Below are 14,854 nucleotides of genomic sequence, written 5' to 3'. Positions count from 1 at the left end.
GAGGGAAAGGTCGGCGACCTTGAAGTCCTTGCCATTGGCGACAGTCGACATGCGAACTGCTCCTCGTCATTGGGGTCGAGGTGGGTACGGCTGGCTATGCGGCGAGACGAGCATACGAATGCCCGGGCATCGACCGCAGCTCAGTCCGTCGGAGGCCCTCTCTCCCTCGGTCGGCCCGCTCCGGGACCGCCCGACCGCCATCAGCAGCGACGTCTGACTCCGCCACGAATCTACACCGACCGGCCGGGCCCGCCCCAGCCCGCCCGGGCCTGGATCCGGCCGGTCTGCGAGATCCAGCCAGCCTGCGAGATTCAGACCGTCCGCGAGACATCAGACCGTCTGGGATGTCCGACAGCGGTTCCGGTCGGCCGTCCCGCCGGACGGCCGACCGGTTGCCCGGGTGCGGCGCGCTCCGCGCGTGTCAGCGGCCTGCGCCGCCGGGGGCCTGGGCCGGGGCGCCGCCCGCCGCGATGGTCTCGTCGTAGACGTCCGGCTCCAGGTAGATCACGCGGGCGATCGGGACGGCGGCGCGGATGCGGTCCTCGGCCGCGTTGATCGCGGCGGCGACCTCGGCCGCCGTGTCGTCGTGCTGCACCGCGATCTTCGCGGCGACCAGCAGCTCCTCCGGGCCGAGGTGCAGTGTGCGCATGTGGATGATGCGGGTGACGCTGTCGCCGTCCACCAGGGCCGTCTTGATCTTCTCGACGTCCTCCGCCCCGGCCGCCTCGCCCAGCAGCAGGGACTTGGTCTCAGCTGCGAGGACGAGGGCGATGAGGATGAGCAGGACGCCGATGCACAGGGTTCCGATGCCGTCCCAGACGCCATTGCCGGTCGCCAGGGCGAGGCCGACGCCGCCGAGCGCCAGGACCAGGCCGACCAGCGCGCCGAGGTCCTCCAGCAGGACGACGGGCAGTTCGGGAGCCTTCGCCCGGCGGACGAACTCCTTCCAGGAGAGCTTGCCCCGGACTTCGTTGGACTCCTTGATGGCCGTGCGGAAGGAGAACGTCTCCGCGATGATCGCGAAGATGAGGACGCCGACCGGCCAGTACCAGTGTTCGATCTCGTGCGGGTGCCTGATCTTCTCGTAGCCCTCGTAGATGGCGAACATGCCGCCGACCGAGAACAGGACGATGGAGACCAGGAAGGCGTAGATATAGCGCTCCCGGCCGTACCCGAAGGGGTGCTGCGGGGTCGCCTCGCGCTTGGCCTTCTTGCCGCCGAGGAGCAGCAGCCCCTGGTTGCCGGAGTCGGCGACCGAGTGGACGCTCTCAGCCAGCATCGACGAAGAGCCGCTGAAGAGGAACGCAACGAACTTCGCTACCGCGATCGCGAGGTTGGCGGTGAGTGCCGCCACGATCGCCTTGGTTCCGCCTGACGCGCTCATATGTGTCGGTGTGTCCCTTCATGCGATGCGGCTGCCGCCTTCCGGGACGTCAGTGCCCGGCCCTCCGGGGCTGCAGTGCCCGGCGTTGGCGGTGCGTCATTGTTGCAGCACGGGTTGCGGCGCCACAGCGGGAGCCGCGGCGCCGGAGGGCGGCGCCGGACGGCGGCGCGGCGTGTCAGGCGACCACTGTGGCCCGGAAGACCGTGCCGCCGGCAGCCCCGGCGTCTCCCTGCGCCGCAGCCGAGAGGTGCACACCCTCGCCGGCCGGCACGAACACGGACTCCCCCGGCCCGAGCACGAGGTCGCCCGCGGCTGCCCGGCCTGCCGTGCACAGCAGGATCTGCGGGGTGCGGGCGGTCAGGTCGCGGGGCGCGGCACCCGGGGCGAGGACATAGCGCGAGAGCCGGAACTCGTCGACCGGGGTGTCGTAGACCTCTTCCCCGGAGGGTGACTCCTCCGGCCGGAGAATGCCCGGGTCGCCGGCTTCGAAGCGGACGATGCGCAGCAGTTCGGGCACATCGACGTGTTTCGGGGTGAGTCCGCAGCGCAGGACGTTGTCGGAGTTGGCCATGATCTCCACGCCGAGGCCGCTCAGATAGGCGTGCGGCACTCCGGCGCCCAGGAACATGGCTTCGCCGGGCTGCAGCCTGACGTGATTGAGCAGCATGGCGGCGATCACACCGGGGTCGCCGGGGTAGTGGTGGGCGAGCGCGACATACGGGGCGTGTTCTCCGCCGAGGCGCTCCGCCGAGGCGGCGGCCGCGGCGACGGTGGCGGCCATCTGCTCGGGGTCCGCGGTCAGGACCGCGGTCAGCACCTCCCGGAGCGCGGCCTCCTCGGGGTGGGCGTGGAGGAGGTCCACGTACGGCTTGAGCGAATCGACGTCGAGGGCGGCGAGCAGATCGGCGGAGACGACCGGTTCGCGGAAGCCGCACAGCCCGTCGAAGGGCGTCAGCGCGCAGATCAGCTCCGGCTTGTGCTGTGGGTCCTTGTAGTTGCGGTGGGGGGCGTCGACGGGGATGCCCGCGCGCTCCTCGGCGGCGTACCCCTCCCGGGCCTGTGCCAGGTCCGGGTGGACCTGGAGGGACAGCGGCGCTCCGGCGGCCAGCAGCTTGAGGAGGAAGGGAAGGCGCGGACCGAACTTCTCGACCGCGGCCGTGCCGAGTTCGCCCGCGGGGTCGGCGGCGATGACTTCGGAGAGGGGGTGCTCGACGTCGTTGCGGGTGAGGCGGGAGGGGGCTCCGGGGTGCGCGCCCATCCACATCTCGGCCTGGGGCTCACCGGTGGGGGCGACCCCGAGGAGCTCCGGGATGGCGGTCGTGGACCCCCAGGCGTAGGGGCGCACGGTGTTGGAGAGGCGGTCCATGGAACTTCCCGGTTCTCGGTCTCGGTGCAGGTACTCGGTGGCTCGGCGGCCCGGTGCTCAGGCCCGGTGCCAGGGGCCCGGTGCTCAGGTCTCTATACGCATCTCTATACGCACGCGATGATGGTCATCGCGCGGCGCAAGCACGAGGAGCGCAGCGCAGCGTCCCCCTTTCGGGTTACGAGCGGTCGTACGAGTCGGTAAGCGCCAGATACACCGCGGCGAAGTCCGTGACGGCGAGGAGCTCGGCGATCGACTCCAGTTCGCCGCCCTCCTCCGGTTCGAGTTCGCTGATCGGGGTGTCATGGCTGAGCGCCAGCTCCCGCGCGGCGGGCGCGGCGGTCAGCCCGTCGGCGGGCCGGTCGCGCAGCAGCACGACCCGCGCCCGCAGCACCTGCTGCTCCTCCACCCGGTCCCGGAAGAAGTCCTCCGGATTTGCGCCCGCCGCCAGGTCCCCCGCGAGCAGCACGGCATGGGACGGCAGCGCCTCGGGCAGCTGGGCGGCGAGGGCGGGACGCCCGGCGAGTTCGGCCAGGACGGCGGCGAAGCGGCGGCCCGCGGGCGCCGCGCCGACGCCCTCCGTCCAGATGAGCGGCAGACTGTCGGCGAGTTCGGCGGCGAGCGTCTTGGCCGGGTTGTCGTAGGTGACGATCGCCGGGCCGCACTTCTCCGCCGTGCGGTCGAGCCGGTCGGCCACCTTCGCCAGCGCGTCGTGCGGCGCGTCCAGCAGCCCTACCCGGTCCAGCAGCGCCAGCAGCGGCGTGAACAGCGCCCATAGCGCGCCGGGGCTGGCGGCGGCCTGGGTCTCGTCGTACTCGTGCGGGGCGGTGGCCATCGGCACCACCAGGCCGTGTCTGCCGCCGACGGCCTCGGAGAGCGGGGAGCGCTGGGGGGCGACGGCGACGACGGTGCAGCCGCGCCGGTAGGCCTGCTCGGCGAGGACGGCGAGGCCGGGCTCGGTGCCGTCGGCGGTGGGGATCAGCAGGAGGTCGACGGAGCTGGTCCAGCCTGGGAGCACCCACCGCAGGGCGCCGGCGGCGGGGGCGACGCCGGTGGGGTGAAGCCGGATGACGGGAGCGGACGTGCCCGCGAGCGCGCCGACCAGATCGGCGACGCCGGTGGCGGCGGTGCCGGGTCCCGCGACCAGCAGGGCGCGCGGGCGGCCCTCCGGCCTCAGCTCCGCGATGCCCGCTTCGGCGGCGTGCAGGGCGGCGGTGCGCACCCGTGCCCCGGCTTCCGCCGCGCCCCGCAGCAGACCCCGGCGATCGGCGCGGGCCAGGGCGTCCGGGTCGTCGAGGAGCGACTCGTCGAGCATGAGGGTGGGCCTCCGATCGCCGTCGCGTGTGCCGTGCGCGTACGTAAGACGCGTACTGACACGTTTCGCGTGCTTCTGTGCGGTTGTGCTGGCAGTTGTCTGGCAGTTGTACGGTGATGCGCTGGCCTGAGCTCTCCGTGAGGCGTACGCGTGAGGCGGCCGGCTCCACCCTGCACGGGCACGCGGGGGCGCGGTTACGCCGGGCGGCGCGCCTCGTCGACGAGGAGGACCGGGATGTCGTCCCGTACCGGGTAGGCCAGGCCGCAGTCGTCGCCGGTGCAGATCAGCTCGGGTTCGTCGGCCGCCGTGCGGTCGCTCAGGGGAGCGTGGCAGGCCGGGCAGGCGAGGATCTCCAGAAGGCCGGCGTCAAGCGGCATGGCGAGGATGTCCCTTCAGGTTCACAAGCGTCACGTTCACAAGGGTCACGTCGTATGCGACACGTCGTATGCATCACGTCGTATGCGTCGAGCCACGTCAGCCTACCTCCGGGGACCGGAGTGCAGCGCGTTGAAGACGGCCGCGGGGGGAGCCTGCCCGCCGCGGCCGCTTCTTTCAGGCGCGGACCAGTGCCAGCACCTCGTCGCGGACCTTGGCCATCGTGGCCTCGTCCCGTGCCTCCACATTCAGCCGCAGCAGAGGCTCCGTGTTCGAGGGGCGCAGGTTGAACCACCAGTCCGCGGTCGCCACGGTCAGCCCGTCCAGCTCGTCGACCGTCGCGCCGTCGCGCGCCGCGAACGCCTCCTTGACCGCCGCGGTGCGGCCTGCCTGATCGGCGACCGTCGAGTTGATCTCACCGGAGCCGGTGTACCGGTCGTACTGGGCCACGAGCCGGGACAGCGGGCCCTCCTGGGAGCCGAGGGCCGCCAGCACGTGCAGCGCCGCCAGCATGCCCGTATCGGCGTTCCAGAAGTCCCGGAAGTAGTAGTGAGCCGAGTGCTCGCCGCCGAAAATCGCACCGGCGCGGGCCATCTCCTCCTTGATGAAGGAGTGACCCACGCGGGTGCGGACGGGGACGCCGCCGTTCTCCCGCACCACCTCGGGGACCGACCAGGAGGTGATCAGGTTGTGGATCACGGTGCCGCCGGGGTGCTTGGCCAGCTCCCGCGCGGCGACGAGCGCCGTGATCGCCGACGGGGAGACGCCCTCGCCGCGCTCGTCCACGACGAAGCAGCGGTCGGCGTCGCCGTCGAAGGCCACGCCCAGGTCGGCGCCCTCGGCCCGGACGCGGGCCTGGAGGTCGACGATGTTGGCGGGGTCCAGCGGGTTGGCCTCGTGGTTGGGGAAAGTGCCGTCCAGCTCGAAGTACATCGGCACCAGAGTGACGGGGAGGGCCTTGAAGACGGTGGGGACGGTGTGCCCGCCCATGCCGTTGCCCGCGTCGACGACCACCTTCAGCGGCCGCATCGACCCCAGGTCCACCAGCGACAGCAGATGCGCGGCGTACTCGTCCAGGGTGTCCCGCTCGGTCATCGAGCCGGGCTGTGCGACGGGGGCCGGGGCGCCCTGCCGCGCCCACTGCTCCACGAGCGCCCGGATCTCGGCGAGACCGCTGTCCTGGCCCACGGGGGCCGCGCCCGCGCGGCACATCTTGATGCCGTTGTACTGGGCGGGGTTGTGGGACGCCGTGAACATCGCGCCGGGCAGGCCCAGCCGCCCCGAGGCGAAGTACAGCTGGTCCGTGGAGCACAGCCCGATCAGCGTGACATCCGCGCCGCGGGCGGCGGCGCCCCGGGCGAAGGCCGCGGAAAGACCCGGCGACGAGGGCCGCATATCATGGCCGACGACGATCGCGGCGGCCTCGGTGACCTGGACGAACGCCGCGCCGAACAGCTCCGCGAGGCTCTCGTCCCACTGATCCGGCACCACCCCGCGTACGTCGTACGCCTTCACAATCTGCGACAGATCGACAGCCACCGGCCACCCCTCCTGAAACTCATCGGTCCGCCCAAAGCTACCGGGCCGGGCGGACATCAGGAGCCGCGGGCGTCAGGAGCCGCGGGCGTCAGGAGCAGGAGAAGAGCGGGAGGCGTCAGGAGTCGGGGGAGCGCAGGACCCGCAGATGCCCGCGGCGCGCGACCTCCATGGGGTCCGCCGTGCGGCGGCTGCCGTTCTGCGCGCCGGGTCCGCCGGATCCACCGGGGCCACCGGCTTCGGCGGCGCGTCCCTGGGGGCGCGCCGCTTCCCGTACGGCGTTGGCGAGCGCTTCGAGGTCGTCGCCGCTGGGGCGGGGCGGAGCAGAGCCGTCGGTGAGCCGTACGACCTCCCAGCCGCGCGGGGCGGTGAGCCGCTCGCTGTGCTCGGCGCACAGGTCGTAGCAGTGGGGCTCGGCGTAGGTGGCGAGCGGGCCGAGGACCGCGGTCGAGTCGGCATAGACGTACGTCAGCGTCGCGACGGCAGGGCGGCCGCACGCGGTGCGCGAACAGCGACGTACAGGGCTCACGACGTTGGACGGTACCGCACTCTTGAGCGGGCTGCGACGACTCTCCACCAGGTCACTCGCCCGTGTCGCGCTGTGAGATGCCGCATACGGCCCTCCGAAGGGTCCTTGCTGACCTGCGATTCAGGGACGGAACAGAAGAAGAGGGCGTCACGAACCGGTCATGACGGGGGCCGAATAAGGTCAATCACGAAGAGAGTGACGGTCGTGGCGCGATAAACAATCGAGCCAAAGCCTGGCCGGATCGTTCAATTGCCGACAACCACCCTCACCGGGGCGCAAGCCGGAACGCCGCCCCGCGGGGAGAGTTACGCTGCGTCAGTGATGGACAGTCCTGTGCCTCCTCCCCCGGCCGCGGGGGCCTCCTCCTCCCGTCCGGCCGATCCGCGGCCGCGCCGACGCGACCGCCATGGGCGCGGTATGCGCGGACCGGTCGCTCCGCCCCAGGTCCCGCTCGCCGCCAGCCGCGCCGAGACATTCCGCGATCTGGTCCAGGACTCGGTGGAGCGGCTGGAACGGCGCTGGCCGCAGCTGGCCGACGTCGACTTTCTGGTGCTGGAGGTGCCGGGCGCGCCGGAGGCGTCCGTGCCGCTGGGCGGTATGACACCCGCCGGGAAGGACCGGCCGGCGCGGATTGTGATCTACCGCCGACCGGTCGAGATCCGGACGAAGAACCGGGACGAGCGGGCCCTCCTGGTGCACGAGGTCGTCGTGGAGCAGGTGGCGGAGCTGCTGGGGCTGGCCCCGGAGTCGGTGGACCCGCGCTACGGCCAGGACTGACATCCACGGCCGGCGTCCGTCAGTCAGGGCCGGCGTCCGTCAGTCAGGGCCGGCGTCCGTCGGTCAGGGCCGGCGTCCGTCAGTCGTCGAGCACCGAGAGGTCCTGCTCCGCCCGGGGCACCGCCACCGTCCCCTCGTCATACGGCAGCGTCTGCACCGTGAACATCGGGATGCCGTCCTCCGGCTGCTCCAGCATACGCGCCGCATGCACCGGACCGCCCGATTCCGTCTCGACGGTGAGCGCATACGCCCCCTTGAGGCCCGGTGGGACCGGCGGGGTGACCGAGAGCGTCGTGCCGCCCTTGACGTCGTACGTCTTGACGGTCTCCGACCCTCCTTCCGTCCCCGCCGAAGCCGTCACCCTGACCTTGGCGTCCGCGCCGGGCGCCGTCAGGGACAGGGTGGAGCCCTTCGCCCTGTTGTCTGCGACGGCGGCCCGCTCCCCCACCGGCGCGGTCGCCGGGATGAAGGCGATCTCCTGCTTGTCGCCCTTGCCGCGGACGACCCGCAGGGCGGCGGCCACGGGGGTCGCAGGCCGCCCCTCCGCGGGGCTGAGGACCAGCGACCCCGCCTCGCCCCTGGTGACGTTCTGCAGGTCGGCACTCGCGGTCATCCCCGACTTGACGTGCAGGCTCTCGCTGCCGGCCGGGGTGAAGAGCCCGTCCGGGCCCGCGAGCTGGATCTTCAGCTCCGCATCGCTCTCACCGGGCGCGAAGGCGACCAGCCGCACCGACACGGCGTCCTTGGGGATGCCCGGCAGCACGGCGGTGGCGGAGGGGTCGGCGGAGGCGCTCAGCCAGTCGCTTCCGGTGTTCTCGTCGGCGGCCCGCACCACGGCCCCCACCCGGCCGGTGCGGGTGGTCACATGCACCGTCACATCGACGGCGCGTTCGGCGGTCAGCGTGGACAGCAGCACGGGGACGCTGGCGCCCGCCGGCACCGGGATTCCCTCGCTCAGCGTGCTCTTGAGCCGGCCCTCCTCCCCGTAGAGCTCGATGTCGACGACGGCCGCGGTCTCATCCGGGTTGGTGAGGTGGACATAGTCGCGGCGCTCCTCGCCTGTGGAAGCGCCGGGAAACCAGAAGTCGGTGTCCGGCGCGGTGCAGCTGACGCCGAGCAGGCCGCGGCCGCTGCCCGCGGTGACCTTGGTGGTCTGCTGGGCGGTCCAGCCGGGGGCGAAGCGTCCGGTGGCGGTGCCGATGAGCGCGGGGGCGTCCGCGCCGCTCGCCTCGGCCGTCACGGGCTTGCCGGGCTCCTTGAGCGTGAGCACGGGCTTGCCCTGCGGCGGCTCCTTCGCCCCGCCCGTCGCCTCTCCCTCCGGCTCGCCCTTCTTGTCGGCCTTGGGGCTGTCCCCGGCGTCGGCCAGCGCGGTAGCGGACGGCCTCAGTTCGGCCGTCGCCGGCCCGCTCCCGCCGTCCTCACCCGTGGGGGCGGGGGCTCCGCCCGACGGGGTGAAGGAGGTGTACGCGGTCTCGGCGACCTCCGAGGCGCTGGGCGCGGGGCAGAGCAGGCTGGAGCGTTCGACGGGCAGCCGGGCGGGGGCGGCCGACGGAGCGGGTGATCCGTCCTTTCCGGGCGCGGTCAGCGTGGCGAATCCGGTGATCGCGGCCAGCGCGGCGCTCGCCGCGATCAGGGAGATGGTGGTGCGCTTCACTCTGACTCGCCTCGCGGTGTGTTGCCGGTGGGCCACTGCCCCTGGCCGTGGGTGTCGTCGGGGTGCTGGTGCGGCTGCCCGTAGGAGTAGGGGTCGTACTGGCCCTGCTGGAACTGGTCCTGCTGCCCGTACTGGTCCTGTCCGTACTGGTCCTGGGCATAGGGCTCGTGCGGGTACTGCCCGTAGGGGTCCGGCTGCTGCTGGTACGGGTCGGCCTGGTACTGCTGCTGGGCGTGCGCCTCGGACGTCTCGGACGCCTCGGAGCCGTACGCGCCGGAGTCGTACGCGGTCGAGCCGTACGCCTCGGAGCCGTACTGGCCCGTGTCGCGGAGCGGCTGCGCGGCCGCGTACGGGTCGCCGTACTGCTGCTCGCCGTACTGGCCGTCGTACTGCTGCTCGCCGTACTGGCCGTCGTACTGCTGCTCGCCGAACTGCCCGCCGCGGTGCGGCTGGTCGCCCTGCGGCGCCCCGCTGTACGCCGGATCGGCGTCCGGACCGGCGTCCGCGGTCTCCCATGCGCCGCGCTGCTGCTCGGGCGCCGACCTGTACGGGTCGGGTTCATCGGAGTGCTGCCGCGGTACGCGCGGCGCGGCGGCGGCGTGGTCTGCGGTCCCGTCGTCCGCCGGAACGCCTGCCGCCCCTGCCGCAGCGGAAACCGCGGCCGTGGCACGCAGTCGCCGCGCGCGCCGCCCCTCGCCGTCGGCGGGCTGCGGCGCGGCCAGGGCCGTGAGCTCCTCCTCGTCCGGGAGGTCGTCGTCGATCTCCCGGCGCCTCCCGGGCAGGGCGAGGATCAGCAGCAGCAGCGCGAGCGCGCCCTGGGTCCAGATCCATGCCGTGTGGGTGACCGGGTCGGCGTAGGTCAGATGGAGGCGGCCGCCTTCGGCGGGGAGTTCAAAGCCCTGGGCCCAGCCGTCGACGACGGTCTTCTCCAGCGGCTTTCCGTCGAGGGTGGCCTGCCAGCCGTCCGCCGCGTGGTCCGCGATACGCAGGATGCGGCCCCCCGGTCCGTCGGGGATGTCGGCGCGGGCCTCGACGGGGTCGGAGGCGACGGGCAGCGGGTCCTCCTCGCCGGCGACGATGACGGCGCGGGCGACCTGCCGGTCGACGCGCCACAGGGCGCTGCCGTCGAGCTGGCTGAGCCGGGTGAGGCCGGGGGTGGCGTCAAGGACGCGGGCGGTCTGGCGGGGCGCCCCGTCGCGCACCAGGACGTACCGGATGGCGAATCCGCTGAGCTGGCTGGTCTGGTCGGCGCCGGAGCCGGCGACGAGTCCGGCGACGACGGCGTCGAGGCGTGGGTCGCTGCCGCCGCTCGCGGCCAGTTCGGCGTCGCCGAGGCGGGCGCCGGAGCCGCGGACGAGGGTGTAGGGGACGGTGCCGGGCGAGTCGCCGCCGAGGACGAGGGTGCGGGGCTGGTCGCGGGTGCCGCTCTCTTCGGCGACGAAGGCGGGCACCTGCACGGGGTCGCGGCGTTCGAGGGGGCCCGCGGCGCCGCTGAGCATCCAGTTGGCGGCCGCGGCGAGGGGGCCGAGTGCCGCGGCGAGGGCGATGAGGACGGCGACGGGCTGCCGCCAGCCGAAGTTCTGGGCGGCGACGCGGGTGCGGCCGCCTTCCGCGCCGAGGACGGCGGCGGTGAGCAGGGCGAGGCCGTAGACGAGGGTGGCGGGGCCCGCCCACGCGCGGTCGGCGCCGTTGAGGACGACGGCGAGGACGAGTCCGGCGAGGGCCGCCGCCCAGGCGGTGCGGATCGCGAACTGGCGTTCTTCGCGCAGCAGGGCGGCGAGCGCGGCGAGCACGATGCCGATGAGGACGACGCCGCCGACCGTCTTGGGGCCGCCGGGGCTGATGCCGAGCAGGTCGAGGGTGCCGGCGGGCCCGGTCGCGTAGTCGAGCCCGGCTTCGGCGAGGAAGGCGGAGGGGTTGGTCAGCAGGGTGAGGGACCAGGGGGCGAGGACGAGGAGCGGGGTGCCGAGGGCGGCGACGAAGCGCAGTCCGTAGGCGGTGAGGTCTCGGCGGCGCAGGATGAGGACGGCGATGCCGAGCACCAGGGCCAGCGGCCACACGATGGGCGTGAAGGCCATGGCGAGGGTGAGCAGCAGGGCGTAGGCCCAGGTGGCGCGCCAGCTGCCGCGTGTGCCGGGGCCGTGGTCGGCCGGGGCGGCGCGCAGTCCGTGGGCGGCGACGGCGGCGCGGGCGATGAGCGGCAGCAGGACGGCGAGGACGGCGGTGCCGAGACGGCCGGTGGCCAGCGCGCCGGTGGCGGCGGGCAGGAAGGCGTACGCGATGCTCGCCCAGGCGCGCAGCAGCCGGGATTCGACGAGGGGTCGGGAGGCGAAGTACGCGGTGAGTCCGGCCAGCGGCACCGAGCAGACGAGCAGGACGGTGAGGGCGAGGCCGGTGGAGCCGAGGAAGAGCGCGGAGAGTGCGCCGAGGACGGCGAGGTAGGGGGGTGCGGTCTGGGTGCCGCCGGTGCCGACGGGGTGCCAGTGGTCGGTGTAGCGGCTCCAGAGGTCGGCCACGTCGGGCGGCGCGGGCAGCAGTGCGCCGCCGGCGAGGGAGCCGCCGCCGAGGAGGTCGCGGCAGGCGATGAGCGATGCGAGGAGGAGCAGGGCGAAGAGGACGGGTGCGGGTTTGCGTGCGATCTTCTTCAGCCGGGCGAACTGTTCGACTTCGAGGTAGTCGGCGTCGTCGCCGCCGGGTCCGCTCTCGACGGCGCCGTGGCGGGATCCGCCGGCGTCGGCGTCGGAGCCGCTGCCGAGGCTGCCGGCGAACTGTTCGACGGTGGCGCGGACGGTCGCGCCGGGCGGCGGGAAGAGGGGGCGGAGTTCGGAGGCGGGGACGGCTCTGCCGGTCTTGGCGCGTCTGCGGCGGGCGGCGATGATTCGCTCGGGTCGCAGCAGGGTGCCGAGGAGTCCTCTGATTTCGTCGACCGCTTGTCCGGGGACCTTGCCGACGAGGTAGAAGAGGGTGCGCAGCAGGGTGCCGAGGACGATGCGGGCGAACACCCAGGGCAGGGCGATGCCGCGGGTGTTGGCGAGGAGGGTGTAGACGGCCCCGGCTTTGTCGATGTGGTGGGGGCTGGTGGCCGAGCGTCCGGCGCAGTCGACGGTGCGGCGTTCGCGGGAGGCCGCTTCGGCGTGGCGGAGGACGGCGTCTGGGGCGATGAGGACGCTGTGGCCCGCGTTGTGGGCGCGCCAGCACAGGTCGACGTCGTCGCGCATGAGGGGCAGCCGGCGGTCGAAGCCGCCGAGTTGTTCGTACACGTCGCGGCGGATGAGCATGCCGGCGGTGGAGACGGACAGGACGCTTCGGATCTGGTCGTGCTGGCCCTGGTCCTGTTCGCGGCGGTCGAGTCCGGTCCAGCGGCGGCCGCTGTTGGCGATGGAGACGCCGGCTTCGAGGAGTTGCTTGCGGTCGTACCAGCCGCGGAGTTTGGGGCCGATGACGGCGGCGTGTGCGTCGTTGTCGGCGACGCGCAGGAGTTCGGCGAGGGCGTCGGGTTCGGGTGCGCAGTCGTCGTGGAGGAGCCAGAGCCACTGGACGGGTTCGCCATGGGGGAGTTCCGGCATGTCGTAGGTGTCGTCGCGCCAGGTCCTGCTGACGGGGTCCCAGCCGCTGGGGCGCTTGAGGTAGGGGAGGTCCTCGGGGGTGAGGACGGGCGCGGTGCGCACGGCTTCGTCGACGGCGGCGCCGAAGCCGGTGCGGCGGGCGAGGTGGAGGACGCGGCCGGGGCCGATGGCGTCGGCGACGAGCTGCGCGGAGTCGTCGGCGCTGCCGGTGTCGGCGGCGATGACGTTCTGCACGGGACGTTCCTGGCCGACGAGGCCGGCGAGGGCGTCGGGGAGCCAGCGTGCGCCGTCGTGGGAGACGAGCACAGCGGTGACGACGTGCCGCGGGAACTCGGGCTGCTGCGGGGGGTTGAACGCGGCTGTGGTGGCGGACATCGGGTAGGGGCCCTCCGGCCGGGCGGGGTCGCCCCGTGGGGCGGTGGAGCGTCGTGGACGGATGCCCACACTAACGGCTGGTGGCACAGGGGTCCGCCGACTGCTGGAGGGTGCAGTCGGCGGACCGTCGTTCACATATGGGTTTGTCTCTGCTTGCCGGTGTGCCGGTGTGCTTGCCGGGGTGTGCTTGTCGGCGTGCGTGCCGGTGCGGTTGCCCGCGGGGCCGTCTGCGCGGGGGCCGGGTGCGGACCGGGGTCGTACGGCTCCGGCCCCGCGGCGCTCCGCCGGCGGGCGGTCCCGACTGCCGACAGGCTGCCGTTACGTCCGCTTCCGCGGAACTATGGCCAGTGCAGCGCGGAATGCGGTGGAATGCCTCAGACGGCGGCTTTCTTCAGCCGCCGCCGCTCCCGCTCCGAGAGCCCGCCCCAGATGCCGAACCGCTCGTCGTTGGCCAGGGCGTATTCAAGGCATTCGGACCGGACTTCGCAGGCGAGGCAGACTTTTTTGGCCTCGCGGGTGGAGCCGCCCTTCTCGGGGAAGAAGGACTCGGGGTCGGTCTGCGCGCACAAGGCGCGCTCCTGCCAGCCGAGTTCCTCGTCCGCGTCTTCGACGAGCAGTTGATGGAACAGCTCGGTCATGTGCGCCCCTCGTCTGTCTTCGCGTCCCCGTGATGTTGCCGTCGATGTTCGCCGTCATCGATCTCGGCCGAACGACACGAGTGAAATTACAAGTGCGGTGCTCCGAGCCAGTCAAGCCGGGATCTGCTATCGGGCGCGGTATTCACTCTGCGGAACCAAGGCTATGCGGAAAGTGTGCAAATCACCAAAAAGGTGACACATGCCAACGGCCTGCTCGCATCTCCCTTCTCGCATGGAGAAGGACGCCCCATGGGTCGATCTTGTTTCGGCGCGAGCCGCCGAAGCGATCGAGATCACAGTCTGATCACGACGCCTCAGCCGCGTTTACGGGCGCGCCTGCCGTACATGTCGACCCCTGTCTCCCGGGCCTTGAATGAACAAACCTTTCTCCGCATGCGGTAACCGGATGAGGTGAAACATTGCCGCCAAATCGGGCATTGGGTTGACACTGGCAGAGCAACCGGTCACCTTTGTTCCCATGCCAGCGACCTCAGCGCACTCCGCGACCCACGTCCGTGGGTTCCGCACCGCTGTCCAGGCTCGCTGTTGCTGTTCCAGCTGTTGACGCCCCAGCGCTCCGGCTTTCTCCCCGCTCTCCCGTACGTCCCCGCGCAGGGACCACGGCGCACCGCACAGGCCCCACCCGTGCCACCCGTCCCGCCCGCGTCACCTCGGACTGCCGTGTATCCGCGCACCGCCCGTACCGCGCTCCAGCCAAGGAATCCCCGCACCCCATGAACAGCAACAGCACCAGCGCCCACCCCGGCGGCCCGACCGTCGTCGAGAGCGACCTGACGATCGCCGGTGACATCCTCGCCGTACAGCACCTGCTCCAGCCCGCCCGCGAGCACCCCGCCACCGTCGCCGAATTCGCCGGCCTCGCCCGCGCCATCGCCGCCGACCGCGCCCAGTGGGCCCCCCTCGTCCGGTACGACGCCGCCTCCCGCTGGTACCACCGGCTGCGCACCGGCCCCGGCTACGAGGTGTGGCTGCTGTCCTGGGTGCCCGGGCAGGGCAGCGGACTGCACGACCACGGCCCGTCCTCCGGCGTGCTGACCGTCCTCCAGGGCGAGCTGACCGAACGGTCCCGCACGACGGCCCGCACCCTCGCCGCCGGATCACAGCGCGTGTTCGCCCCCGGCTATGCGCACGAGGTCGTCAACGACTCGCTCGACGGCGCGGTCAGCCTGCACGTCTACTTCCCCGGGCTGACCGAGATGCCGATGCACGACGCCGATTCCGACGCCGACGCCGCGCACCTCGCTCACGCCGCACAGTGCGCCGCCGCCCCGGCCGCCCCCGGACAGGATGTCGTACGCGCCTGACGGCCTGACAGACTGCA

At 72.6% G+C, this 14,854-nt stretch carries 11 protein-coding genes; 2 read left to right on the top strand and 9 right to left on the bottom strand.

Features of this window, described 5'->3' with window-relative positions; all coding sequences use genetic code 11:
* Positions 1-421: 421 nt before the first annotated feature.
* The 6 genes from OF819_RS26385 to OF819_RS26360 form a co-directional block, all read right to left on the bottom strand.
* Positions 422-1,384 (bottom strand): cation diffusion facilitator family transporter, encoded by a 963-nt coding sequence (locus tag OF819_RS26385; RefSeq protein WP_267246151.1) that lies wholly within the window; start codon positions 1,382-1,384, stop codon positions 422-424.
* A gap of 175 nt (positions 1,385-1,559) precedes the next feature.
* Complete coding sequence (gene manA, locus OF819_RS26380; protein WP_267246150.1) at positions 1,560-2,750, bottom strand: mannose-6-phosphate isomerase, class I; 1,191 nt, start codon at positions 2,748-2,750, stop codon at positions 1,560-1,562.
* Positions 2,751-2,925: 175 nt separating this feature from the next.
* Complete coding sequence (locus OF819_RS26375) at positions 2,926-4,062, bottom strand: SIS domain-containing protein (protein ID WP_267246149.1); 1,137 nt, start codon at positions 4,060-4,062, stop codon at positions 2,926-2,928.
* A 194-nt stretch (positions 4,063-4,256) separates the two neighbouring features.
* Positions 4,257-4,439, bottom strand: coding sequence for a Trm112 family protein (locus OF819_RS26370; protein ID WP_267246148.1), 183 nt, complete (start codon positions 4,437-4,439; stop codon positions 4,257-4,259).
* 175 nt (positions 4,440-4,614) lie between these two features.
* Positions 4,615-5,976 carry a phosphomannomutase/phosphoglucomutase gene (locus OF819_RS26365; protein WP_267246147.1) on the bottom strand — a complete coding sequence of 454 codons (1,362 nt, stop codon included), beginning with the start codon at positions 5,974-5,976 and terminating at the stop codon, positions 4,615-4,617.
* Between the two features lie 115 nt (positions 5,977-6,091).
* Positions 6,092-6,550: a DUF3499 domain-containing protein gene (locus OF819_RS26360; RefSeq protein WP_267246146.1), complete on the bottom strand. Its 459-nt coding sequence runs from the start codon at positions 6,548-6,550 to the stop codon at positions 6,092-6,094.
* A gap of 273 nt (positions 6,551-6,823) precedes the next feature.
* Here OF819_RS26360 and OF819_RS26355 point away from each other — a divergent pair, with 273 nt between their 5' ends.
* Positions 6,824-7,279 (top strand): metallopeptidase family protein, encoded by a 456-nt coding sequence (locus tag OF819_RS26355; RefSeq protein WP_267246145.1) that lies wholly within the window; start codon positions 6,824-6,826, stop codon positions 7,277-7,279.
* A 79-nt stretch (positions 7,280-7,358) separates the two neighbouring features.
* On the opposite strand, the gene OF819_RS26350 is transcribed toward OF819_RS26355, so the two are convergent.
* From OF819_RS26350 to OF819_RS26340, 3 genes are all read right to left on the bottom strand, one after another.
* Positions 7,359-8,933: a DUF5719 family protein gene (locus OF819_RS26350; RefSeq protein ID WP_267246144.1), complete on the bottom strand. Its 1,575-nt coding sequence runs from the start codon at positions 8,931-8,933 to the stop codon at positions 7,359-7,361.
* The gene (locus tag OF819_RS26345; protein WP_267246143.1) at positions 8,930-12,874 is read right to left on the bottom strand and encodes a glycosyltransferase family 2 protein; all 3,945 of its coding nucleotides are present in this window, start codon (positions 12,872-12,874) and stop codon (positions 8,930-8,932) included. The genes OF819_RS26350 and OF819_RS26345 overlap by 4 nt, the downstream gene beginning before the upstream one ends.
* A 374-nt stretch (positions 12,875-13,248) precedes the next feature.
* Positions 13,249-13,512 (bottom strand): WhiB family transcriptional regulator, encoded by a 264-nt coding sequence (locus OF819_RS26340; protein ID WP_240139015.1) that lies wholly within the window; start codon positions 13,510-13,512, stop codon positions 13,249-13,251.
* A gap of 734 nt (positions 13,513-14,246) precedes the next feature.
* Between OF819_RS26340 and OF819_RS26335 the strand changes: the two genes are divergently transcribed.
* Positions 14,247-14,837, top strand: a complete 591-nt coding sequence (locus OF819_RS26335) for a cysteine dioxygenase (protein WP_267246142.1) — start codon at positions 14,247-14,249, stop codon at positions 14,835-14,837.
* Positions 14,838-14,854 lie beyond the last annotated feature (17 nt).

The organism is Streptomyces sp. PR69, from assembly GCF_026420845.1.
In the GTDB taxonomy this organism is placed as follows: Bacteria; Actinomycetota; Actinomycetes; order Streptomycetales; family Streptomycetaceae; genus Streptomyces.
The sequence above is the reverse complement of the archived record's forward strand: the minus strand, read 5'-3'. Positions and strand labels throughout refer to the sequence as shown.